This is a genomic window from Actinoplanes palleronii (assembly GCF_016862315.1).
GTDB lineage: Bacteria > Actinomycetota > Actinomycetes > Mycobacteriales > Micromonosporaceae > Actinoplanes > Actinoplanes palleronii.
Window position 1 is genome coordinate 83257 of record NZ_BOMS01000057.1, and the last position, 23416, is coordinate 106672.

The 23416-nt window shown below is 73.7% G+C and carries 20 protein-coding genes; 12 read left to right on the forward strand and 8 right to left on the reverse strand.

Annotation, left to right across the window (positions count from 1 at the left end; translation table 11 throughout):
• The first annotated feature begins 21 nt into the window (after window positions 1–21).
• Together Apa02nite_RS21270 and Apa02nite_RS21275 are read left to right on the forward strand one after the other, a co-directional pair.
• Window positions 22–1278, forward strand: a complete 1257-nt coding sequence (locus Apa02nite_RS21270) for an esterase/lipase family protein (RefSeq protein WP_203826528.1) — start codon at window positions 22–24, stop codon at window positions 1276–1278.
• 46 nt (window positions 1279–1324) lie between these two features.
• Window positions 1325–2263: a CE1 family esterase gene (locus tag Apa02nite_RS21275; protein ID WP_203826529.1), complete on the forward strand. Its 939-nt coding sequence runs from the start codon at window positions 1325–1327 to the stop codon at window positions 2261–2263.
• A 107-nt stretch (window positions 2264–2370) separates the two neighbouring features.
• On the opposite strand, the gene Apa02nite_RS21280 is transcribed toward Apa02nite_RS21275, so the two are convergent.
• Window positions 2371–3516: a cation:proton antiporter gene (locus Apa02nite_RS21280; RefSeq protein ID WP_203826530.1), complete on the reverse strand. Its 1146-nt coding sequence runs from the start codon at window positions 3514–3516 to the stop codon at window positions 2371–2373.
• A 423-nt stretch (window positions 3517–3939) separates the two neighbouring features.
• Between Apa02nite_RS21280 and Apa02nite_RS21285 the strand changes: the two genes are divergently transcribed.
• A complete protein-coding gene (locus tag Apa02nite_RS21285; protein ID WP_203826531.1) occupies window positions 3940–6264 on the forward strand; it encodes a heavy metal translocating P-type ATPase in 2325 nt (774 codons plus the stop codon).
• Window positions 6265–6273: 9 nt separating this feature from the next.
• On the opposite strand, the gene Apa02nite_RS51935 is transcribed toward Apa02nite_RS21285, so the two are convergent.
• On the reverse strand, window positions 6274–7068 hold the full coding sequence (locus Apa02nite_RS51935; protein WP_275412501.1) for a sigma 54 modulation/S30EA ribosomal C-terminal domain-containing protein: 795 nt from the start codon (window positions 7066–7068) through the stop codon (window positions 6274–6276).
• 343 nt (window positions 7069–7411) lie between these two features.
• On the opposite strand from Apa02nite_RS51935, the gene Apa02nite_RS21295 reads away from it, so the two are divergent.
• Together Apa02nite_RS21295 and Apa02nite_RS21300 are read left to right on the forward strand one after the other, a co-directional pair.
• The gene (locus Apa02nite_RS21295; protein ID WP_203826532.1) at window positions 7412–7702 is read left to right on the forward strand and encodes a hypothetical protein; all 291 of its coding nucleotides are present in this window, start codon (window positions 7412–7414) and stop codon (window positions 7700–7702) included.
• Between the two features lie 76 nt (window positions 7703–7778).
• The gene (locus tag Apa02nite_RS21300; protein ID WP_203826533.1) at window positions 7779–9155 is read left to right on the forward strand and encodes an MFS transporter; all 1377 of its coding nucleotides are present in this window, start codon (window positions 7779–7781) and stop codon (window positions 9153–9155) included.
• A gap of 4 nt (window positions 9156–9159) precedes the next feature.
• Here Apa02nite_RS21300 and Apa02nite_RS21305 read toward each other — a convergent pair whose 3' ends face one another.
• Both Apa02nite_RS21305 and Apa02nite_RS21310 read right to left on the reverse strand, forming a co-directional pair.
• A complete protein-coding gene (locus tag Apa02nite_RS21305; protein ID WP_203826534.1) occupies window positions 9160–10026 on the reverse strand; it encodes a universal stress protein in 867 nt (288 codons plus the stop codon).
• Window positions 10027–10143: 117 nt separating this feature from the next.
• Entirely contained in the window at window positions 10144–10605 is a 462-nt protein-coding gene (locus Apa02nite_RS21310) for a nitroreductase/quinone reductase family protein (RefSeq protein ID WP_203826535.1), read from the reverse strand.
• Window positions 10606–10866: 261 nt separating this feature from the next.
• On the opposite strand from Apa02nite_RS21310, the gene Apa02nite_RS21315 reads away from it, so the two are divergent.
• Window positions 10867–12102, forward strand: a complete 1236-nt coding sequence (locus Apa02nite_RS21315; RefSeq protein WP_203826536.1) for an ABC transporter ATP-binding protein — start codon at window positions 10867–10869, stop codon at window positions 12100–12102.
• Window positions 12103–12178: 76 nt separating this feature from the next.
• Here the strand turns inward: Apa02nite_RS21315 and Apa02nite_RS21320 are convergent, their stop codons facing one another.
• Window positions 12179–13612, reverse strand: coding sequence for a DUF4389 domain-containing protein (locus tag Apa02nite_RS21320; RefSeq protein WP_203826537.1), 1434 nt, complete (start codon window positions 13610–13612; stop codon window positions 12179–12181).
• A gap of 202 nt (window positions 13613–13814) precedes the next feature.
• On the opposite strand from Apa02nite_RS21320, the gene Apa02nite_RS21325 reads away from it, so the two are divergent.
• Entirely contained in the window at window positions 13815–14819 is a 1005-nt protein-coding gene (locus tag Apa02nite_RS21325; protein WP_203826538.1) for an Acg family FMN-binding oxidoreductase, read from the forward strand.
• A 6-nt stretch (window positions 14820–14825) separates the two neighbouring features.
• Here the strand turns inward: Apa02nite_RS21325 and Apa02nite_RS21330 are convergent, their stop codons facing one another.
• Complete coding sequence (locus Apa02nite_RS21330) at window positions 14826–16130, reverse strand: serine/threonine-protein kinase (RefSeq protein ID WP_203826539.1); 1305 nt, start codon at window positions 16128–16130, stop codon at window positions 14826–14828.
• An 18-nt stretch (window positions 16131–16148) separates the two neighbouring features.
• The gene (locus tag Apa02nite_RS21335) at window positions 16149–16553 is read right to left on the reverse strand and encodes a hypothetical protein (protein ID WP_203826540.1); all 405 of its coding nucleotides are present in this window, start codon (window positions 16551–16553) and stop codon (window positions 16149–16151) included.
• A gap of 435 nt (window positions 16554–16988) precedes the next feature.
• On the opposite strand from Apa02nite_RS21335, the gene Apa02nite_RS21340 reads away from it, so the two are divergent.
• Window positions 16989–17870 carry a universal stress protein gene (locus tag Apa02nite_RS21340; RefSeq protein WP_239164452.1) on the forward strand — a complete coding sequence of 294 codons (882 nt, stop codon included), beginning with the start codon at window positions 16989–16991 and terminating at the stop codon, window positions 17868–17870.
• Between the two features lie 28 nt (window positions 17871–17898).
• Here Apa02nite_RS21340 and Apa02nite_RS21345 read toward each other — a convergent pair whose 3' ends face one another.
• Complete coding sequence (locus Apa02nite_RS21345; protein WP_203826541.1) at window positions 17899–19107, reverse strand: hydroxymethylglutaryl-CoA reductase; 1209 nt, start codon at window positions 19105–19107, stop codon at window positions 17899–17901.
• Between the two features lie 258 nt (window positions 19108–19365).
• On the opposite strand from Apa02nite_RS21345, the gene Apa02nite_RS21350 reads away from it, so the two are divergent.
• From Apa02nite_RS21350 to Apa02nite_RS21365, 4 genes are read left to right on the forward strand one after another with little or no spacing between them, the layout of a single operon-like run.
• On the forward strand, window positions 19366–20502 hold the full coding sequence (locus Apa02nite_RS21350; RefSeq protein WP_203826542.1) for a 4Fe-4S dicluster domain-containing protein: 1137 nt from the start codon (window positions 19366–19368) through the stop codon (window positions 20500–20502).
• Entirely contained in the window at window positions 20499–21344 is an 846-nt protein-coding gene (locus Apa02nite_RS21355) for an FAD/NAD(P)-binding protein (RefSeq protein ID WP_203826543.1), read from the forward strand. The genes Apa02nite_RS21350 and Apa02nite_RS21355 overlap by 4 nt, the downstream gene beginning before the upstream one ends.
• Window positions 21344–22120: an NADH-quinone oxidoreductase subunit B family protein gene (locus Apa02nite_RS21360; protein ID WP_203826544.1), complete on the forward strand. Its 777-nt coding sequence runs from the start codon at window positions 21344–21346 to the stop codon at window positions 22118–22120. The genes Apa02nite_RS21355 and Apa02nite_RS21360 overlap by 1 nt, the downstream gene beginning before the upstream one ends.
• On the forward strand, window positions 22117–23415 hold the full coding sequence (locus tag Apa02nite_RS21365; protein WP_203826545.1) for a Ni/Fe hydrogenase subunit alpha: 1299 nt from the start codon (window positions 22117–22119) through the stop codon (window positions 23413–23415). The genes Apa02nite_RS21360 and Apa02nite_RS21365 overlap by 4 nt, the downstream gene beginning before the upstream one ends.
• Window position 23416: the final 1 nt, after the last annotated feature.

A 23416-nucleotide genomic window follows, 5' to 3' on the forward strand; every position in this document is an offset into this window, starting at 1 on the left:
CGGGTTCACCGGGGAGGCGTGGTGACGACCAGCGGAGCGGACGAGATCCGGGCGGCCGGACGGCTGACCGGTGATGCGCTGGCCGGTGTGGTGAGCGTGGTCCGCGACACCCATGAGGCGATCGCCGACCGGGTGTTCCGCGCCGTCGGCCCGGTCGTATGGCCGGTCCGTGCCGCGCACGGCGTGATCGCCGGCGGGGTGTACGCGATCGTCCGGGGCGCGCACGCGGTGCTGCCCCGGATGATCGGCGCCGCGGCGGGCCGGGCCTGGCGCGCGGAGCAGCCACCACTGTCGGTGCACCTGGCCGGCCGGTCGGGTCTCGCGGTGGTCAACGGCGTCTGGGGCGACATGCTCAGTGGCCGGCACCCGGACCTCGCGACCCCGATGGCGGTCCGGTCACGGGGTGAGGACGTCCCGCTCACCACCGGGGCGCTCCGGCAGGCGTTCCCCGCGGCGACGGGACGGATCGTGGTGTTCGTCCACGGACTGTGTGAGACCGAGGAGTACTGGTCGCTGTCCGCCCGCCGGCACCACGGAACGGCCCGGCTGACGCTCGGCTCGCGGTTGCGGCGCGACCTCGGGTACACCCCCGTCTACCTGCGGTACAACTCCGGTCTGCACGTGTCCGACAACGGCCTGCGGCTCTCGTCGCTGCTGAGCGAACTGGTCGAGCACTGGCCGGTCGCCGTCGAACGGCTCACCCTGATCGGGCATTCGATGGGAGGTCTGGTGATCCGCAGCGCGGGTCAGCAGGGCGCGGACTCCGGACAGCGATGGGTGCCGGCGGTACGACACGTGGTGTGCCTGGGCACCCCGCACCTGGGTGCGCCGCTGGCCCGCGGCGTGCACGCCACCGCGCGGCTGCTGACCCGGTTCCCGGAGAGCCGGCCGATCGGCCGGGTGCTCAGTTCACGCAGCGCCGGGGTCCAGGATCTCGGGTACGGCGCGCTCGTGGAGCAGGACTGGCGCGACGTGGACCCGGCCGCGCCGCCGCGCGACGTGTGCACCGACGTGCCGTTCCTGCCGCACGCGGAGCACTACTTCATCGGCGCCACCCTCACCCGGCGGCCTGACGGGCCGCTGGCCGGCGTTCTCGGCGACCTGCTCGTTCCGTACGCCAGCGCGGCCGGCCGCGGGGAGCGGCGGTACCTGCCGTTCGCCGCCGGCCACGGCCGGCATTTGGGCGGTCTGCACCACTTCGACCTGCTCAATCATCCGGCCGTGCACGACCAGGTGGCTGCCTGGCTCGCCGCGGAACCTCGGCCCGTGGCGAGCTGACGACGAACACTAGGCTGGGCGGAGTCCCCGGCCTCGGGAGGGTGCGATGGCTCGGCACAGGTGGCAGGTGGCCCGGGCCGTGACCGCCGTCGTGGCGGTCATGGTGACGGCGGCCTGCGGCGCAGCGGACCGGCCCGGTCCCTCGTCCGGCTCCCCGCCGGTATGGCCGGCGAGTGGCACCGGCACGGTCGAGATCGGTGGCCGGCCGGTCACCGTGCACGTCCCTGACTCCTACGATCCGGCCCGGCCCGCGCCGCTGGTCCTCGCATTGCACGGATACACCTCCGACGCGCCGGAGTTGGAGACGTTCCTGCGGCTGACGCCCGAGTCGGACCGGCGAGGGTTCGTCTACGTCTATCCCGACGGGTCGACCGACGACCGGGGCGACCGGTTCTGGAACGCCACCGACGCGTGCTGCGGGCTCTCCGGCGCGAAACCTGACGACTCGCGGTACCTCAGCGACCTCATCTCCACGGTCCAGGGCTCGTACCGGATCGACGGCGCCCGGGTCTACCTGATCGGTCACTCCAACGGCGCGTTCATGGCGTTCCGGATGGCCTGCGATCACGCCGACCAGATCGCGGCGATCGTCGCCGTCAACGGCGCCACCTGGAACGACCCCGCACGGTGCCGGCCGTCCGAACCGGTGAGCGTGCTGGCCGTGCACAGCACCGACGACGAGGCGATCGCGTTCACCGGCGGCGCCATCGACGGCGTGGCGTACCCGTCGGCGGCCACCACCGTCACCCGTTGGCTGGGCTACGACCGGTGTGCGAGCGCCGGCCGCGATGCTCCCGGTCTGGACCTGGTGACCGACCTGCCGGCCGCTGAGACGTCGGTACGCACGTACCGGCAGGACTGTGCCGGGGGATCGAGCGTGCAGCAGTGGACGATCAACGGCGGCACCCACGTACCGCATCTGGGCCCTGCTTTCGCTCCGGCGGTGACGGACTTCCTGCTCTCCCAGGCCGAGCCGGCCCGGTAGACGGCCGCCGTCCGCGCGCCAGCTTGGGACGGCGATCGCGACCATCGCTGCCGGGTTGCCGTGCCGGGAGGTCAGCCCTGATGTCGCCGGGGCGCCGCGGCTGGTCCTCACGGTTGCCGGGGCGCGGGCGCGAAGGCCTTCGCGGCGCGCGGGGCGGCGACCGTGGCGACCCCGATGGTGATCAGGGCGCCGAGGATGAGCGCGGCGGGTTCGCCGGCTGCCAGCAGGTGCGACTGGGTGCCGAGGGCGGCGGCCGCGACCGGAACCCCGAGCTGCGCGCCGGACAGGGCGGCCAGGCTGAACGGCTGCCCGAGCAACCGTGGCAGCAGATGGGTGAGGACGGCTGCGATGCCCAGCGCCGCACCCAGGCCGATCAAGGCGGGCCGGTCGGCGAGCGCGTGCAGATCGAGGGAACTGCCCAGCCAGACGAAGAACACCGGGCCGAAGAATCCCTCGGCGACGCCGAACAACTGCCGAGCCAGCCGCCGTGGTTGCCCGACGGCCGCCACGGCCAGGCCGAATCCGAACCCGGCGAGCATGATCGAGACTCGGGTGGTCTGCGCGATCGCGGCGAGGCCGAAGAGAACGGCCAGGTTGATGCGCAACTCGAGGGCGAACTTGCGCCGCTGGGACCGGTGGTGAACGGTCTTGAGCCAGCCGCGCCGCCCGGCGGCCCGGAGGGCGGCGTACACGCCGACAGCGCACGCCACCACCGCGAGCGCACCCAGAGCCGCTGTCCCGGCGCGGGCCGGATCGATCGCCAAGGGCAGCGCGACGATGCAGGCGGCGTCGGCCAACGCGACCTGGGGGAGCAGTTGCAGGACCGGGGTGCCCTCGAGCCGGGACTCGGTGATGATCGGCAGGAGGAGAGCGGCCGAGGAGGACGAGAGCAGGACCGCGTACAGGATCGCGTGGCCGGTATCGAAGAGGCGGGCGATGAGCAGGGCCATCGGCACGGAGGCGGCGACCACGGTGACGGCGCGGAGCAACCCGACCGGCAGAGCCTGGCGCAGCCGGGGGTCACCGACCGGCACGTGGGAGCCGGCGACGAACATGACGAGGGCGAAGCCGATGGTGGCCAGCAGTGCGAAGGTCGGTTCGGCGGCATCCAATCGGTCCAGCACCATCGGGCCGAGAGCCACGCCGGCCAGGAGTTCACCGACGACGACGGGAAGTCCCCACCGGCGCGGGAACGCCAGCAGCGGACCGATGATGCCGGCCGCGCAGATCAACGCCAGTAGAGCGAAACTCATCTCCGGCCCTCGATGCCCACGGTGGGCCGACCACCCTGGCGAGGCTGGACGAGGATGGCCGGCGACGGCAGCCCCGGGCGCACCGGAGGATGGCGTCACCCGAGCGTAGGCGGATGTTCGCCGCCGTGGGCATCGGACGGTGTATCTGCAGCAGCACGCGCTCGCCTGGGTGATCGCGACCGTGGTGCTCAACGCGGTGCGGGAATGCTGGTACAGCGCGCCCGCGGCCACGCCGCCGATGAGCGCCCCGGCGCCTTGCCCGGCCGCGAACAGGCGTAGCCGGTGGCGGCACCAGGTCGGCCAGCGACCGTGGCCGACATGCCGCTGTCAGGGTCTTGCGGCCCTGCCGTGGCGTCGGCCGGAGTCCGACGGTAGAGGCGTGGCGGTGGGCGCGCGGCCCGTCGGCGAGGTGTGGAGGACTCTATGCGGCAGCAGCGGGAGAGGGCGCTGTTCCTGGCCACGACGGTGTTGTTGCTGGCCGGTCTGGCGGTGACAGCGGCGGGTGCCCGGCAGGCCGCGGAGGTGGTGTGGGGGGCCGCGACGCTGCTCGGTCTGCTGTACTCGACGGCGTCGCTGATCACGGCGGCGCGGCGGCGCGAGGCCAGCGTCGACGTGATCGCCTGGCTGGCGCTGGTCGGTGCGCTGTGGGTCGGTGAGGCCTTCGCGGGCGCGATGATCGCGGTCATGCTGGCCAGCGGTGTGCTGCTGGAGGCGCGGGCCGCTGCCCGGGCCCGCCGTGAGCTCAGCGCGCTGGCGGCCCGGGCGCCGCGGACCGCCCGGCGTGACACCGCGTCCGGTCCGGTGGAGGTGCCGGTCAGCGAGGTGACCGTCGGTGACCGCCTCGTGGTCGGCTCCGGGGAGATCGTGCCGGTCGACGGCCGGCTGCTCGGTCCCGCGGTGCTCGACGAGTCCGCCCTGACGGGGGAGCCGCTGCCGGTGGAACGGCACGCCGGCGAGGACGTCCGCAGCGGAGTGGTGAACGCGGGCTCGCCGGCGCGGCTGACGGCCACCGCGACGGCGGAGGCCTCCACGTACGCGGGCGTGGTGCGTCTGGTCGAGCAGGCCCAGGCGGGCAGCGCCCCGTTCGTGCGGATAGCGGACCGTTTCGCGGTGGCGTTCGTGCCGGTGACACTGCTGCTGGCCGGCCTCGCCTGGGCGTTTACCGGAGATCCGGTACGGGCGGTGGCGGTCCTGGTGGTGGCCACGCCCTGCCCGTTGCTGCTGGCCGCACCGATCGCGATCATGTCGGGGATCTCCCGGGCGGCCCGGAGCGGGGTGATCGTCAAAGGCGGAGGCGCCCTGGAACAGCTGGCCGCCGGCCGGGTCCTGCTGTTCGACAAGACCGGGACGCTGACCGCCGGCCGGCCGGTGCTCACCGACGTGGTGACACCCGTCGAGGCGCACCTGCCCGCGGCCGAGGTCCTGCGCCTCGCCGCAAGCCTGGACCAGAGCTCCGCGCACGTCCTGGCCGGTGCGATCGTGACCGCCGCCCACGATCGCGCACTGGCGTTGACCGCGCCGGAGGAGGTGCACGAGCGGCACGGCTACGGCCTGGAGGGCATGGTCGACGGCCACCGGGTCCGGCTGGGCAAGGCGGCGTGGATCGTCCACGGTCCCCTGCCGGGGTGGGTGCGGCACGCCCGGCGGCGGCCCGCGCTCGACGGCTCGCTGAGCGTCTTCGTGGCGGTCGACGACGTGCCCGCCGGGGTGCTGCTGCTGGAGGATCCGGTACGCCCGCAGGCGCCCCGCATGATCCGGGCGATGCGCGCGGCCGGTGTCACCCGCGTCGTGCTGGTGACCGGTGACCGCGCCGAGACCGCGGAGACCGTCGGACGGATCGTCGGCGTCGACGCGGTGCACGCCGACTGCGACCCGGCCGACAAGCTGAGCCTGGTCCGCGCCGAGCAGGAGAGCGCCCCGACGATCATGGTCGGCGACGGCGTCAACGACGCGCCGGCGCTGGCCGCCGCGGGGGTGGGGGTCGCCCTCGCGGCCCGCGGGGCGACCGCGTCGGCCGAGGCCGCCGACGTGGTCCTCATCGTCGATCGCCTCGACGCGCTGGCCGACGCCATCCTCACCGCGCGGCGCTGCCGCACCGTCGCGGTCGGGGCGGTCACGGTCGGGATGGGCCTGTCGGCCGTGGCGATGCTGGTGGCGGCGGCCGGCTACCTGCCACCCGCCGCCGGTGCGCTGCTGCAGGAGGGCATCGACGTGGCGGCCATCGCCATCGCCCTGACGGCGTTGCTGCCCGCGCCGTCGCACACCGTCGCGATGACACCCGCCGACGTCGTCACCGCCCAGCGGCTCTACGCCGAGCATCGTGACGTGCGGCCGCTGGTCGAGCAGGTGCGCACGGTCGCGGACGCCCTGAACCGGGCGCCGTACGACCTGGGCCCGGTTCGTGACCTGCTGGAGCAGCTGGAGGCGCGGTTGCTGGCGCACGAGCAGGCCGAGGAGGCGGAACTGCTGCCGATCATGGCGCGGGCGCTCGGCGGGGTGGAGGCGACCAGCGGGCTCAGCCGCACTCACGCCGAGATCGAACACCAGATCGGGCGCCTGCGCCGGACGGTGGACGACCTGGTGCAGCAGGTGGAGCCGGAGGACGTCACCGACGTACGGCGCTTGCTGTACGGCCTCTACGCGATCCTGCGGCTGCACAACGCCCAGGAGGAGGAGGGCGCGTTCAGCCTGGTTCCCGAGCCTGGTACGCCCGGTGCCGGAGTCAGCGGACTTCGCCACCGTGGGTAGCGCCGGCGCTCAACCCGCGGGGGTGATCAGGCCGTAGTGGCCGTCGTAGCGGTGGTAGAGCAGCCGGCCGCGCCCCTCCGTCACGTCGGCGAAGAACAGGAACGGCTGATCGGTCAGGTTGAGGCGGTCGACCGCCTCGGCGAGGGTGAGCCGGGGAGCCGGGCGGTTGCTGACCGTCAGCGGCACGGCGGTCGCCGGGGCCGGCCGATCGGCCGGGCGCAACCGAGCCAGCCGGTAGCCGGTGGGGCCGGCCCGGTAGACCACGGCGTCCTGCCCGGTGGTCTCGTCGGTGAACAGGTGCACGTCGTAGTCGAGCAGGTCCATGTCGAAAACGGCTTCGTCGGGCGTCGTCCGGGCCGGCTCGTACGACTTGTGCCGCACCACCTGGCGTTCCTGTGCGGGCCGTGGGAAGTGGGCGAGCGGGTGCCGACCGGCCGAGCCGTGCCGCCACCCCTCGGGCCCCGGCCGGGAGCCGCGACGTGCCTCCCAGTGCCGGGCTGCCCGGGACAACCGGCGCCGCAGCCGATCCTCCAGCAGGTCGACCGCCTCCCGCATGGTCGGCGCGGTGACCTCACCCCGTAGCAACCGGCCGTCGAGGTCCACGTTCGCTTGTGCGCGGGCGGGCCGGGACACTCGCGTGTCCTCGCAGTAGCTGAGTTTCAGGCGTACGTGCGGGATCGGCCGCCGGGTGTGGCGGCAAGCCTGGAGAACCTTGTGCCGGGCATAGGCGACCAGATCGGCGGGCACCCGGCCGTGCGTCACGACCTCGATGCCGGTCGCCGTGGTCGGTTGCGGTCCGCTCATGCGTATCCACCCCTGAACACGGTCAGGCACCCACCGGCGGGTCAGGCCAGCCACCGATGGCGGGGGTGACCATCATGGCGGTGCGTGGTCGTTGGCCCGAGAGCCGCTTTCCGTCGCCACCGAGGTGCTACACCTGCGCGCCGGTGGGTGCATCTCCATGGTTGCTCGGTGCCGGCGGGCCGGGCAGGGGCACAAGTCCCGACCTCGTCCGGTGCCGACGCCCCGCGGCCGAGGAGAGGACCGCCCCCGGGGTCCGGGTGGGTCGGCTCCGCGGACCGGGACCTTCGTCCCTGCTGATCGAGACGGCTCGCGTACCACTGTGGGCAGTACGGAGGTGATCCCCATGCTGTCACTGGTCATCGTCATCCTGAGCCTGTCGGCGCTCGCCTACTTCGCGGCGCGGCCCGCCTTCCGGGCAGCGAGGACCCGGAAGCCCGAGGTGGACGCCACCCCGCGGTCCGCCACCTCGGTACCGGAGCCGACGACACTGGAAGGTGCGTTGAGCGGGCAACTGATGCGCGGTGAGATCAGCCGCTCGCACTATCGCAGTGTGATGCAGCGGCTGGCCTCCCGCGATGATCAGGAGCATCCGTTCGTGGTGCCCGAAGCGGGTGATTCCGGCACCGCCCAGTGAGAACGGGTGCCGGGCCACCGGTGATGGGGTCGTTCGGCTCTGTGCCCGCCGCCGGCTCGGCGCGGATGGTGAAGAGGTGACCGCCACGGCGTCCCTGTCCCGGTCGGCGCTCGCCGAGGTCGTGCGCCTTCGGCCGTTCCGCCGGCTGTGGCTGGTGTTCGGGCTCTCGTCGCTCGGTGACTGGCTCGGACTGCTGGCGACGTCCTCGTTCGCGTCGGCACAGCTCAGCTCGCCGGCGGCGCAGGGGGCGGCCTTCGGCGGGGTGATCGTCGTGCAACTGCTGCCCTGGCTGCTGCTCGGCCCGCTCGCGGGTGTGCTGGCCGACCGGTACGACCGCCGGCACATCATGGTGTCGGTCGACGTGACGCGCTTCGCGCTGTTCGCCTCGATCCCGGCCGTAGCGGCGCTGACCGATGAGCATGCGGTGGCGGTCGGCTGGGCGGCGGTCGCCTCCTTCACCGCCCAGGTCGGCGCGATGTTGTGGGCCCCGGCCAAGGAGGCAGCGGTGCCCAACCTGCTCCCGGCACGACGGTTGGAGACCGCCAACCAGTTGACCATCATCACCACGTACGGCGTCACACCGGTGCTGGCCGCGCTGGTGTTCGCCGGGACGTCCCGGCTGCCGGCCATCGGTGACGGCGGCGCGGCCGTCACCGCCCTCTACTTCGACGCCTTGACGTTCCTGGCCTGCGCGGCCGTGGTCGGGTTCGGGGTCCGCGAGATCTCCGGGCGCGGCCGGGCGGTGCCCGCCGAGGACTCGCGGGCGGCGATCAGGGCCGGCCTGCGCTGCCTGGCTCGTACCCCGTTGTTGCGTGGCCTGGTGGTGGGGCTGCTCGGGGCATTCGCCGGTGCGGGCATCGTGGTCGGCGCGGCGCGCTTCTACAGTCGATCCCTCGGTGGTGGCGACGCCACCTTCGGGCTGTTGTTCGGTGGCCTGTTCGTCGGGTTCGGCCTGGGCGTCCTGGTCGGTCCGCAGGTGGTGGGCCGGCTCTCGCGGCGCCGCGTGTTCGGTCTGTCCGTGCAACTGGCCGCGGTGGGCGTGGTGCTGCTGGCGGTCACCCCGTCCCCGGCCGTGGCGCTGCCCGAGGTCGCTCTGGTCGGTGCGGGCGCCGGCATGGCCTTCCTGTGCGGCATCACCCTGATCGGGGCAGAGGTGCCCGACGACGTCCGGGGCCGGGTGTTCAGCCTGATCCAGTCCATGACCCGGGTCGTGCTGCTGCTGACCGTCGCGGCCGCCGGCACGCTCGCCGGGCTGACCTCCGCCCTGCGGATGACCGTGGGGCCGGTGGACGTGCCCGTGGACGGCAGCCGGGCGCTGTATCTGCTCGCCGGATTCTGCGGTATGGCGGTCGGCCGGTTCGCGCTGCGGCGGATGGACGACCGGAGCGACATTCCGTTGCCGCGGGATGTGTGGCACGCCGTGACGCGGCGAGCGGACCGGGAACGCCGGTAGCAGGTCAGCTGCGGGCGATCAGCACCGGGCAGTCGGCGTGGTGCAGCAGCTGCTGACCGACCGAGCCCAGCAGGGTCCCGGTCAGCGTGCCGTGGCCGCGGCTGCCGACCACCACCAGCTGAGCGTGGTGCGAGGCACCGACCAGCAGGCCCGCGGCCGTGCCGGTCGCGACCTGGAGTTCGACGTCGACGTCCGGGAACTCACTGCGGAGACCGGTCAGCAGTCTGTCGACCTCGTTGGTGTGCGACTTGGCCACCGCCTCCGGGTCGGCCGGCAGGATCGGTGCCATGCCGGGGGTGACCGGCGGCAACGGCTCGGCGTAGGCGTGCACGGCGAGAACCGGCGCGCGTCGGCGGCGGGCGGCGGTGAAGGCGGCGCGCAGGGCCGGCCGGCAGCCGGCGGAACTGTCCACACCCAGCACGACGGGCCCGTCGATGGCCAGCGTCCGGCCACGCACCACCACGGTGGGGCACGGCGCGTGGGTGGACACCCGCTGGCTGACCGAGCCGAGCATCAAGCTGGTGAAGCCGCCACGACCGCGATGGCCGACCACGAGCAGGGCGGCATCCGTGGCCTGCTCGATCAGCACCGCGGCCGGGTCGCCGGGAACGGCCATGGTGTGCACGGTGACCCGGGGCGCCAGCGTATTGATCATGCGGAGGGCGTCGGCCACGATGGTCTCCGCCAGGTCGGTGGCGTGCGTCAGGTCGCGGCGCGGCAGCCCGGGCGTGACGGCCCAGGTCGGGTCGTAGGCGTTCAGGACGGTCAGCGTGGTGTCGCGGCGTTGTGCCTCCACGGCGGCCCAGCGGACGGCCGCGTCGGCCGGGGCGGAACCGTCGGTGCCGACGAGAACGGTTGCGGATGTGTCCATCACGGGTCCCTTCCCCGGTTCGGCCCCGGGCCTCGGTCACCGGCCTGCGGCTCACCTGAGGTCCAGACTAGGCCGGTGGCGGCGGGCCGGGCAGGGTCGTTCGGTCCGGGCCGGGGGTCAACGGTTCCAGGACGACCACGGGGTCTCCGACGGACGCAGCGCCGCGTACGCATCCAGATTCTTGTCGATCCGGCGCCAGCGCTCCCACAGCCGGGCCCGCTCGTCGCCGGTCGCGACCCGGGCGATCACCCGTTGCCGGCCGTCCCGGGTGATCACGGTCGCCTCCGGGTCGGCCCGCAGGTTGAGCCACCAGGCGGGCGTACCGGCACCCCACCCGTTCATCGCCAGAGTGACCAGGTGAGCGTCGTCCTCGAGGTAACCGAGGATGACGCTGCGGGTCCGTCCGGTACGCCGCCCGGTGGTGGACAACCGCAGCGCACCCCAGCCGCCGGCGCGCGGTCGCCACAGCCCCACCCGACCGTTGGTGGCCCGATACAGGCCACGGTGTGCCGACCACGCCACACGGATGAACCAGCGTGGCGGCAACCACGGCTTGCGGCCCCGGGACTCGATCGGCATCGCGACCTCCCGCACGACCGCCGACTGCGGTCATCCGTACCGGACGCTAGTCGGGCTCCGGGCCCGCCCGGCAGGGCCGGGGGACCGGTCGACGAGGAGTCGTTCGGCCCTGCCGCCGGACGGTCGACCGGGTTCCACCGGTGCGGGACCTATGTCCCGGGCCGGACCCGCCCGGCGCCTCTGGCCCGCCGGCGCCTCGCGCGCTGCACTGAGGTCGCAGGCCGGCTCAGTCGGCCGGCTGCCGGTATCCGAGGAGGCGGCATGTCCATCGTCCGGCTGGAACATCTCACGAAGACTTTCGGCGGCAGGACCGCGGCGGTCGACGATGTGAGCCTGAGCATCGACGACGGCGAGTTCCTGGTGCTGGTCGGACCGTCCGGCTGCGGTAAGTCGACGATCCTGCGCATGATCGCGGGGCTGGAGGAGGTGACCTCCGGTGACGTCCTGATCGACGGCGAGCCGGTCACCGCCTGGCCGCCCAAGCAACGCGACATCGCCATGGTGTTCCAGAACTACGCGCTCTACCCGCACATGACGGTGCAGGAGAACATGGCGTTCGCGCTGAAGCTGCGCCACGTCCCCGCCCCGCAGCTGACGACGCAGGTGGCGGACACCGCTCACCTGCTCGGCCTGTACGAGTTGCTGGACCGCAAACCCAAGGCGCTCTCCGGAGGTCAGCGGCAGCGGGTCGCCATGGGACGCGCACTGGTGCGTAAACCGCGGGTGTTCCTGCTCGACGAGCCGCTGTCCAACCTCGACGCCAAACTGCGGGTGTCGATGCGGGCCGAACTGGCCCGGTTGCACCAGCGTTACCGGATCACCACCGTGTACGTCACCCACGACCAGGTGGAGGCCATGACGCTCGGCGACCGGATCGCGGTGCTGGACCAGGGCCGGCTGCAGCAGGTCGGCCGTCCGGAGGAGCTCTACCTGGCGCCGGCGAACCGCTTCGTCGCCGGGTTCATGGGCTCGCCGAGCATGAACTTCGCCACCGTGCGCCTGCGCGGTGGGGAGCGGGTCACGGCCGCGCTGGACGGTCTCGAGCTGGAGATCCCGGACGCGGCGCGGCGCTACCCGGGCCTGGCCGAGCACCTCGGGTCGGCGGTGGTGCTGGGGCTGCGCCCGGCCGCGTTGTCGCTGGCCGGACCGGGCGACCCGGCGGTGATCGAGGTCGTACCGCTCGGTGTCGAGGCGCTCGGCGACGAGAAGCACGTGCTGTTCGAAGCACCCCGGGACGGGAGCCGGGACGAGCAGCGGCAGACCGGTGTCGTGCCGGTCGCGGTCGAGGACACCTCCGGTACCAGGCTGTGGACCGCCAAGGTCACGCAGCAGGCCGACCTGGCCATCGGCCGGCCGGTCCGGCTCGCGATCGACGTGAGCAAGGCGTATTTCTTCGACGCGACCAGCGGTCAGGCCATCGCGCAGGTGGGACCGGACGCGGCGACCGGGGCGGGTGCACCCGGACCGCGGACGGCGGACGCGGGGCTCGCGGTGTAGCGGCGGGTGGCGCGGCGGCCACCGACCAGCGGATCCGGCCCGGCGGTGAGCACCGCCGGGCCGGACACGTCGCCGATCAGGAACCGGTCAGCACCGGCGGCACCGACGGTGTGGGCGGCTGCCCTGCCAGCGGAGGCGGGCTGTGCCGGCGGCCGAGGCCGACCCCGCCGAGAATGATGAGCGTCACCGCGAGCAGGAACAGCAGGACGCCGGTGATCAGCAGACCGGAGCCCAGCCCGGCCAGCCCGGGCACCTGGACCGCCCCGGTGACGTCCGCGGTGACCGCCGGGGAACCGTCCAGGTTGGCGATGACGACGGCGTACCGGCAGTCGGTGACCGCCCACTGCAGGGTCGCGGTGCCCGTACCCGAGGACTGGGCCAGCCAGAAGGACTGGTCCGCGGGGCCGGTGGCCGGCCGTAGCGGCCCGGTGGCCCGCTCGTACCGGGCCCGGCCCGAGGTGAAGCCGACCAGTTCGTCGTGCGCGGTTCCGGTGAGCCAGGTGTCGACCGCGGACTGCGGCGCGATGCCGACGAACAGGGCACGGCCGGACGGCGAGATCGCGGACACCCGGAGCCCGCCGACGTCGGCGGCCGTCCGGGTCCACACCCCGGCATCGGTGATGGTCAGGTTCTCCGCGGTGATCGCCGCGGTGCTGCTTTCGGCCCGCAGTTCCGGGCTGGTCACATAGCCGGCGCCGTCCCGGGCGGCGTTCAGGCCGAGAAGCACCCCGCCGCCGACACCCAGCCCGATCCCCGGGGCGAGCAGCAGGACCCCGACGACCAGGGCGATGACCGACCCGGCCGCCGACGGGCGCGCCGGATGCACCGGCGGATCCGCCGCGACCGGGGCGTCCGGCACCGGGTCGGGTTCGGTCGCGCCCTGATCCAGGCGCAGCGGCGGGTAACGAGGAGTTAGCAGCATCAGGTAGGCCGCCACGCGCAGACCCCACCGGGCCAGGCCGAGCAGCAGATCATGAAGGCCACGCGGGTAGCGTCCGGTGAACAGCAGGGCGACGGCACCGATCAGCAGCACGGTCAGAGTGATGCTGAGCGGCGCGTACCAGTAGGCGTCACCGACACCGGCCGAACGGCTGGCCGCGCCGTTGAGCGCGCCCAGAACGAACAGGTGGGGCAGGGCGAACAGCCAGGCCACCAGCGGCAACCAGCGCGGGATCCGTTCCGGCGGGTCCAGATGCAGCCGGGCCGGGAAGTCCGGGACGTCGGCGAGGGTGAACGGCGGGTAGACGTCCGTGCCGAGCACCTCGTAGCCGTAGTAGCCGACCCGCCAGCTCCAGCGCAGCACCCCGAGGTTGTAGGCGCGGATCGACGCCGGATAGCGGCCGGTGAACAGCACGGCCAGGTAGGCCGCCAGGGTGAGCACCACCACGCCGGTCCAGAGGACCAGCAGCACGACGAAGTGTGGGATCAGCAAGAGCCACTTGATCAGCCAGAGCCCACGGCTGAGGGGTTCGTCGCGTCGCGCCTCAACCTGTAGTGGATAGCGGTCCATGACACCTCCCTTTTCTCCTCAGCACACCGCTGGTCCCGGCGGCCGGGCAGGGCCGAACGTCCCGGCTCGCGCGCACCAGGAGGTCCTCCGGCCCTGCCCGAGCCACCGGGACCGACCTAGCGTGGTGACATCGGGACCGTGTCTCGAGGTGCACGTCCGTCGAGCCGGCCACCGCGGGGCGGCGGCCGCGAAAGGAGGGGCGATGACCATGTCTGTCCCGCCGGCGCGGGGAATCCTCACCGAATGCGTCCGGGTCGCGACCGCCGCGCCGTCGCTGCACAACAGCCAGCCGTGGCTGTTCCGGATCGTCGGCGCGGCGATCGAGGTGTACGCCGACCCGAGCCGCCGCCTCCCGGTGGCGGATCCGGACGGCCGCGAACAACTGCTCAGCGTGGGCGCCGCCGTCTTCACCCTCCGGGTCGCCGTCCGGCGCGCCGGTTACGCCGTACGAATCGAGGCTTTTCCGTCCGCCGAGGATCCGGCACTCGCCGCCCGGGTCACGGCCGTGCGCCCGACGCGCGTCGACCGTGACATCGAGACCCTCGCCGCCGCGATCCCGCACCGGCACACCAACCGCGCACCGTTCGCGAACGTTCCGGTGCCCCCGGAGCCGCTGCGGCAGATCCGCGCTGCGGCCCGCCGGGAGGGTACGGCGCTGACCGTCGCGGACGCGCACGCCCGCGACGCCATCCTGGAGATGGCCCGCTCCGCTGATCGCCGGCTGAAGGCCCGGCCGGACTACCTGGCCGAGCTCAGTCACTGGACGGGCAGCCAGGTGCGCCACGACGGCGTGCCGAGCTGGGCGGTGGGTCCGTGGGACGCGCTGGAGACGGTGCCGATCCGTGACTTCGGGCAGTTCGTGCCGGGACCGCGGACGAGCGAGCCGTTCGAGCCGCACCCGACGATCGTGGTGCTGGCCACCGACTCCGACACACCCCGCGACTGGCTGCGCGCCGGCCAGGCGCTGCAGCGGGTGTTGCTCACCGCGACCTGGCTGGGTCTGGCCACCACTCCGATCAGCCAGCCGGTCGAGGTGCCGTCGGTCCGGCGGATGCTGACCACGCCGCCGACCCGGGCACAGATGGTGCTGCGGATCGGGTACGGCCGGATGACCGGGCGCACCCCGCGGCGGCCGCTCACCGAGGTGTTGCTCGCCGGTGAGAACGTCACCGGCCGGGGCACCGGCGGGGTGGCGACCGCCCGGTGACCGGCGCTACGAGGACGCCGACGCCCGCGGGGACGCCGGGGGCTCACTGGTGGGCGTGGTCGTGCTCGGACGGGTGGATGGTGACGGGCCGGCCGAGGAGGGCTCGGCGGAGGCACTCGGCGACGGACTGGAGCCGGATGACGACGAGGGGGAAGGGGACGGCGGGGAAGGCGAGGAGGCCGGCGCCGACGGGTGCGTGCTCGGGTGACCGGGCGCCGGGCCACCACCACCGCCCGGTGCGGTCGAGACCGGTGCCGACGGCGTCGTGGAGATCGAGGTGCTGGGCCGCGGGGTGCTGGCCGGGAACCAGCCGAACGGGTCGGCGAGCGCGAGTGCGCCGCCCACGCCGAGCACCACCAACACCGCCGTCAGGAGCGCGATCAGCACCGACCGGCGCCGGGACCGTTCCGCCGGCGGTTCGACGGGGGGCGACGTACGGCCCGTACGCAAGGAGTCGATCCGGACCGTCGTCGCCGCCGTGGTCGCCGGCGCCGCGCGCACGGCGTGGTCGGCCGCCACGGCCATTGCCGTAGCCGACGGGAACCGGGCCGCCGGGTCCTTGGCCATCGCGGTGCTGACCACGTCGCGCACCGGTGCCGGGACTTCCGCCGGCAGCGGGGGCGGATCGTCCTCGAGGTGCTGCATCGCGATCGCTACCGGGTTGTCGCCGAGGAACGGCGGGTGGCCGGCCAGGCAGTGGTACGCCACCACGCCGAGCGCGTAAAGATCGGCGGCCGGCCCCACGGAACGCTTGGCGACCTGCTCGGGCGAGATGTAGACGGCCGTGCCCACCACCTCGTTCACGCCGGTCAGCGCCGCGGAGCGAGCCGACTGGGCGACGCCGAAGTCGACCAGGACGACGGTCCCGTCCGAAGCGATGATCAGGTTGGCGGGTTTGACGTCGCGGTGCACGATGCCGGCGTCGTGGGCGGCCTGCAGCGCGCGGGCGACCTGCGCGACGATCGACATGGTCTCGGCCGGGCCGAGCCGGCCCCGTGCGGCGATCCGCCGGTCCAGCGGCTCACCCTGCACCCGGGCCATGACCAGGTAGGCCTCGTCACCCCGGCCCCCGCCGAAGTCGTACACGTCGGCGATGCCGGGGTCGTGCAGGGCGGCCATGGCCCGGGCCTCGTGCTGGAACCGGCTCTGGAACTGCGGATCGACCGCCCGGTCGGCGTGCAGCGTCTTGACCGCGACCGCGCGGTTCAGCACCGTGTCGGTGGCGTCCCACACCTCGCCCATCCCGCCGGCGGCGATCCGGTCGTCCAGCCGGTAGCGGGCGCCGAGCAGTTCTCCCGTGCGGTGCGGCATCTCCGGCCTCCTCTCGATTCATCGGCCGGTGCCGGCCGGGACGGCCACGCCGCCGACGCGGCGCAGCTTCTGCCAGCGCTGCCTGCGCCCGGTCAGGGCGGTCAGCGCGGAGTACATGAGCACCAGGTACATCAGCTGGCGGTAGGCGACCTGCTGCAGCGGCAGGGTCCACAGCGGGTGCAGCGGCTCGTGGTCGAGCCGGAACGCCACCACCGCGGTCAGCGTCTGCACCGCGGTCATGGCGAGCCAGGCCTCGCGGTGGCCGAGGACGGCGAAACCGTAGAGCGCCATGATGTCCAGCAGCGGTGCCAGCAGCGGCAGGAGCACGGTGAACAGGGCGATGAGGAGCAGGCCACGCCGCCCGAACCGCCCGGACCGGCCGGGTTCGACCACCGCACGCCGATGCTTCCACAGCGCCTGCATGGTGCCGAAACTCCACCGGAAACGCTGCCGCCACAGCTGGCGCAGCCCGGTCGGCGCCTCGGTCCAGGCGTACCCCGCTCGGATCGGCGAAGACCGGTGGCGGCATCCCGTCGAGGGGCGCCACGTCGGTGCGTGCCCGCTCCAGCGGCGGCACCCGGCCGATCACCGGACCGGCGTGCACCCGTCCGGCTACCCGTCCCACCGCACGGGGCGCCGGTCCTGCTCGCCGTCGCCGAGCCATGCTTCGACGCTAAGCGCCCGACCGTACGGCCGGAGGTTCCGAAAGTCCCGGTCCGCCTCGCGGAAGGACCCGCACCTACCACTCGGCCCGCTCGTCCGGAAGGGTAATCGGTCTCTGGCTCTGCCGGTCCCCGCTCGGCACCGTCGGAGGTGAACGGCCGGTTCAGGTGCACCGGCGCTCCGGAGGGGGAGATCGTGGACGGGTCGACCGGCGCCCGGGTGCTGCTCTGCTACGACGGCTCGGTAGCGGCCGGAGCCGCGATCGAGGTCGCGGCCCGGCTCCTGCCGCATGCCCGGGCCCACGTGGCGTTCGTGTGGGCCCCGCCGTTCGGCAGCGCGGCGTTGCGGCACCGGTTGTGGCACGGCACGAGCGAGATCAACGAGTTCGTGGCGGCCATCGAACGCGAGGGCAAGGCAGAGGCCACCCGGTTGGCCGCGGTGGGCGTCGCCCTGGCCGCCGCCTACGGATGGGCCGCCGAACCGCTGGTCCGGCGCACCTACGGCGGGGAGGGCCTGCAACTGGCCGAGATCGGCGGGGAGATCGGCGCAGACCTGATCGTGCTGGGCTCGCGCGGGCTCGGCGGGGCGCAAGCGGTCCTCGGCAGCGTCTCCGATCTCGTCGTCCACTACGCCCGGTGCCCCGTGCTGGTGGTTCCGTATCCCCTGCTGGAGGCGGAGCGCGCGGTCCTGGACGTCGGGCCGGTCGTGGTGGGCTGGGACGGCTCGCCCGGGGCGACGGCGGCCCGGCAGATCAGCGCCCGGCTGTTCCCGGGGCGCCCGGTGGTGCCGGTCTTCGTCGCCGACGGCGACGAGCGTACCGCCCGGACGATCCCCGGCCTGGTGGAGGCGCACCATGCCGACGGCCACCTGGAACACGGGCGGTCGACGGCCGCGGCGCTGGCGGGCCAGGCCCGTGCCCTCGACGCCGCGCTCGTCGCGGTCGGTTCCCGCGGGCGGTCGGCGGTGCGCGAGATCCTGCTCGGCAGCGTCGCCATGGCCATGCTGCATCACGTCCACCGGCCGGTGCTGGTGGTGCCGCACCGCGAGACGCCGGCGTCGCCCGGCACTCCGCCGTGACGCTGACGTCGCCGGCACCTCGTCACTCTCACCGGCCGATCGGGCCGGGACGGTTGCGGCCGAGCCGTTCGTGCGCGGACACCCAGTCGCCGTGGATCACCGCCGCGGCCAGGGACACCTCACCGGCGAGCACGGTCGCGGCGCAGATCTCGGCGAGCTTGCCGGCGTTGCCCGGCCCGGCGCAGCCGAGCAGGTCCAGGCAGGCGCGCTGGGTGGGCAGGCCGGTGCCACCACCGCAGGTGGCCACGATCAGCGCGGGCAGGGTGATCGACCAGTAGTAGTCGCCGGAGTCCAGCAACTGGGTGTAGCTGAGCGCGGCGTGCGACTCGGCGACGTTCGCGGCGTCCTGCCCGGTGGCGATGAAGAGCGCGGCCAGGCCGTTCGCGGCGTGGGCCCCGTTGCCGGCCGCACCGGCCAGCAGCGTCCCGGTCGCGCCGGCCTGCCGCCAGCGGAACAACTCGGCGGTGTCGACCCCCATGGCGTCGTGCAGCGCGGCGCGGGAGAGCACCGCCTCGGCCACCACCCGCCGGCCGCGGGTCAGCAGGGTGTTGATCTGCGAGTGCTTCTTGTCGGTGTCGATGTTGCCGGACAGCAGGTATGCGGGGTGTTCCGGATGCGTCGCCGCGATCCACTGACAGGCCGCCGCGGCAGCCCGGCTGGTCAGGTTCTGCCCGGCCGCGTCCCCGGTCGTGAAGTTCAGGCGCAGGTAACGCAGCGGGCCGACCTGGAACTGGTCGATGTCGCGCAGCCGCCCGTGCCGCGTGGTGCCCTCGGCCACCCGCTTGATCTCGTCGAACCGCGCCGAGACCCAGGCGCCGAAGTCGCGGGCCGCCGCGGCGGACGCGAACGAGAACACCGGGCCACGCTGCATCGACTCCTCGACGACCGTCGTGCTGACACCGCCGCACGCGGTCAGCAGCCGCATGCCGCGGCTGTAGCTGGCCACCAGCGCGCCCTCCGTGGTCGCGAGCGGGACGAGGAAATCGCCCCGGGCGTGTTCCCCGTGGATGCGGAGCGGTCCGGCGACGCCCAGCGGTACCTGCGCGACCCCGATGAAGTTCTCGATGTTGCCGCGGGCCGCCGCCGGATCGAATCCGGTGGTGACGCTGGACAGGTCGGCCCCGGTGTACTCGGCGAGCATCGCCCGGCGGCGTCGCGCCATGGCCTCGGTGTGATCGTCGGCGGGGTCCCGGGGGATGTGCGGGCCGGTGCGCGCGGGGGAGTCGGTCGTCGACATGGTTATCACCTCGGACCATGCTGACCGGCCCCGCGGTGGCCGGGGCAGAGCCGGAGGTCCCGGCACGCCCGGCCGGCCGGGGGGCGCCGCCGCGGCGGTCCGACCCCGGAGCGGGACCAAAGGCCCTGTCGGCGGCGATCGGGGGCGGGCCAGGCTGGACGCAGCGAAGGCAAGGTGTCGATCCTGTTCCGACGGGTCGTGGCGACCGGGACCTGACGGTGCGGCGCGACGGCCGGCGGCGTGGCTCGAGGAGGTGCCATGCGATCCGGTGACGCAGCGGTGCTCATCGACGTGGCGGACCTGTCCGCGCTCTTCGGGGCCCTGCACCGTCGCGGCTACACGATCGTCGGCCCGACGGTCCGCGACGGGGCCGTCGTGGTCGCCGAACTCGGCGGCGCGCAGGAGCTCCCGTACGGCTGGGGGGTCGATACCGAGGCCGGTCACTACCGGCTGCGGCGCCGTGCGGACGACGCGGCGTTCGCCCACTGTGCCGGGCCGCAGTCGTTCAAGGACGTCCTGCACCCGCCGCGCGCCCGGCTCTGGTCCGCCGACCGGGCCCCCGACGGTACGCCGGAGGTCGTCCCGGAGCCCCCGTCCGAGAAACGGTACGCGCTGTTCGGCGCCCGCCCGTGCGACCTCGCAGCGCTGGGCGTCCTGGACCGGGTACTGACCGGCGGTGACCACCCGGAACCGGTCTACACCGGCCGCCGCGACGGCACGTTCGTGGTCGCGGTCGAGTGCACCGAGCCCGGCGCGACCTGCTTCTGCGCCTCGATGGGCACCGGCCCGCACGCCCGGGACGGCTTCGACCTGGCCCTGACCGAACTCGTTGATCCGGACCACTGTTTCCTGGTCAGGACCGGGTCACCGGCCGGTGCCGAGATCCTGGCGGAGGTGCCCACCCGCCCGGCGCCCGGGGAGACGGTGACCGCCGCGGCCGGCCTGGTGGACCGGGCGGCCGCCACGATGACCCGGCACATGCCGGACGAGCCGCTGCCACCGCTGATCGCCGCGAGCCGGGAGTCCCCGCACTGGGACGACGTCGCGTCGCGATGCCTGACCTGCGGCAACTGCACCATGGTGTGCCCCACCTGCTTCTGCACCACGACCGAGGAGGTCACCGATCTGACCGGTGACCACGTGGAACGCTGGCGGCACTGGGACTCCTGCTTCAGCGTCGACTTCTCCTATCTGCACGGCGGGGCGGTACGCACCAGCGGCCAGTCCCGGTACCGGCAGTGGATCAGCCACAAGCTCGGCACCTGGCCCGAGCAGTTCGGGATGTCCGGCTGCGTCGGCTGCGGGCGGTGCATCGCCTGGTGCCCGGCCGGCATCGACATCACCGCGGAGGCGGCCGCCCTGGCGGCGTCGCGGACCGGTCAGGAGCAGTCATGACCACCGGAACGGCGGGGTACGCGAGCACCGCGGTGAACCCGGCCGTCCCGGTGCCGTACCGGGTCGTGGACCGCCGGGCCGACACCCACGACACGGTCACGATCGAGCTGGCCGCGGTCACCACGACGCTGCCGCCGTTCCAGCCCGGGCAGTTCGCCATGCTCACCGCGTACGGGATAGGGGATGTCCCGATCTCGTTGAGCGCGTGCCGCGACGACCGCCTGGTCCACACGATCCGCGCCGTGGGCGCGGTGACCCGAGCCCTGCACGACGCCCGGCCCGGCGAGGTGGTCGGCGTCCGGGGCCCGTTCGGCACGACCTGGGACGTCGGCTCCGCCACCGGCCGGGACGTGATCGTGGTCGGTGGCGGGATCGGCCTGGCGCCGCTGCGCCCGGTGGTGGAGCACGTGCTGTCCCGGCCCGGGTCCTACCGGCGGGTGGCGGTCCTGGCCGGCGCCCGGTCGCCGGCCGAGCTGCTCTTCACCGACGATCTGCGCCGCTGGACGGGCCCGGCGCAGGTCGAGGTGATCGTGGACCGCCCGGACCGGGGCTGGGACGGGCCGGTCGGCCTGGTCACCTCGCTGATCCCGGAGGTCGACGTGGACCCGGCCGACGCGGTGGCGTTCGTCTGCGGGCCGGAGCCGATGATGCGGTTCACCGCCCGGGCGCTGGTCGGCCACGGTGTGCCGGCCGAGCAGATCCGGGTGTCGCTGGAACGCGGCATGCGCTGCGGCACCGGCTGGTGCGGGCACTGTCAGCTCGGCCCGCTGCTGATCTGCCGGGACGGACCGGTGGTGCCCTACCCGGTCGCCGAGCCACTGCTGAACGTACGGGAGCTGTGATGGACGTGTCGAAGCCGACCCTCGCGGTGTGGAAGCTCGCCTCCTGCGACGGCTGTCAGCTCACCCTGCTCGACTGCGAGGACGAGCTGCTCGCCGTGGCCGGGCGGGTGCGGATCGCGCACTTCCTGGAGGCGTCCCGCGAGGTGCTGCCGGGTCCGTACGACATCTCGCTGGTCGAGGGCTCGGTCACCACCGCGGCGGACGCCGCGCGGATCCGGGCGATCCGGGAACAGTCCCGGACCCTGATCACCCTCGGCGCGTGCGCGACCGCCGGCGGCATCCAGGCGCTGCGCAACCACGCCGACGTCGCCGAGTACACCTCGCTGGTGTACGCCCACCCCGAGTACATCGCCACGCTGGCCACCTCCACGCCGATCGCCGCGCACGTCGACGTCGACTACGAGCTGCACGGCTGCCCGATCGACCGGGGACAGCTGCTCGGGGTGATCTCGGCGCTGCTGGCCGGCCGCAAGCCCGACCTGCCCGCGCACAGCGTCTGCTTCGAGTGCAAACGCCGGCACCGGGTGTGCGTGGTCGTCGCGCACGGCCTGCCCTGCCTCGGGCCGGTGACCCGGGCCGGATGCGGTGCGATCTGCCCGGCGCAGCAGCGCGGCTGCTACGGCTGTTTCGGGCCGATGGAGACACCCAACCTGGCCGCCGAGGCGGAGCTGCTGGGCGCCACCGGCATGGCCCCCGACGACATCGACCGGCTGTACCGGCTCTTCAACACCACGGCGTTCGCCGACCTCCTCGACGCGGCGGGCGAGAAATCATGACGCACCGTTACGAGCGACTGGTCGAGGTGCAGGCGCTGGCCCGCGTCGAGGGTGAGGGCGCCATGCACGTCCGGGTCCGGGACGGCGCGGTCGAGGACGTCCGGCTGGAGATCTACGAGCCGCCGCGCTTCTTCGAGGCGTTCCTGCGCGGGCGCCGGCACACCGAGCCACCGGACATCACCGCCCGGATCTGCGGCATCTGCCCGGTGGCTTACCAGATGAGCGCGTGCGCGGCGATCGAGGACGCGTGCGCGACCACCGTCCACCCGGCCGTCGCCGACCTGCGCCGGCTGCTCTACTGCGGCGAGTGGATCGAGAGCCACACGCTGCACATCTACCTGCTGCACGCCCCGGACTTCCTCGGCTACGACAGCGCCATCGCGCTCGCGCAGGACCGCCGTGACCTGGTCGAGCGCGGCCTGGCACTGAAGAAGGCCGGCAACGACCTGATCGAGCTGATCGGTGGCCGGGCGATCCACCCGGTCAACGTGCGGGTCGGCGGCTTCTACCGGACACCGGCGCCGGCCGAGTTCGGGCCGCTGCGGGAACGGCTGCGGCGGGCGCTGGACGAGGCGCTGGCGACCGTGGCCTGGGTGGCCGGGTTCGACTTCCCGGACTTCGAACACGACCACGAGCTGCTCGCGCTGGTCGAGCCCGGCCGGTACGCGATCGGGTCGGGCCACGTCGCCACCTCCGGCGGGCGCTCGTTCGCCGTGCGGGACTTCGAGGACCACATCGTCGAGGAGCAGGTGCCGCACTCGACGGCGCTGCACGCCCGGCTGGCCGGCGCCGGCCGGTACCTGACCGGGCCCACCGCCCGGTACACCCTGAACCGGCGGTGGCTGACGCCGCTGGCCCGGCAGGCCGCCGACGCCGCCGGGCTGGGGGAGCAGTGCCGCAACCCGTACCGCAGCATCGTGGTACGGGCGGTGGAGACGGTCTACGCGGTCGAGGAGGCGATCCGCCTGATCGACCGGTACGCCCCGCCGCCCGAGCCGGCCGTGCCGGTCCCGCCGCGCGCCGCCGTCGGCCGGGGCGCGACCGAGGCGCCCCGCGGCACCCTGTTCCACCGGTACGAACTGGACGCCGACGGCATCGTCCGGAGCGCCCGGATCGTCCCGCCCACCTCGCAGAACCAGGCCGCCATCGAAGACGATCTGGCCCGGTTCGTCGCCGGCCGGCTCGACCTCGACGACGAGTCGCTCACCGCGCGGTGCGAGCAGGCGATCCGCAACTACGACCCGTGCATCTCCTGCGCCACCCACTTCCTCGACCTGCACCTGGACCGGGGCTGAC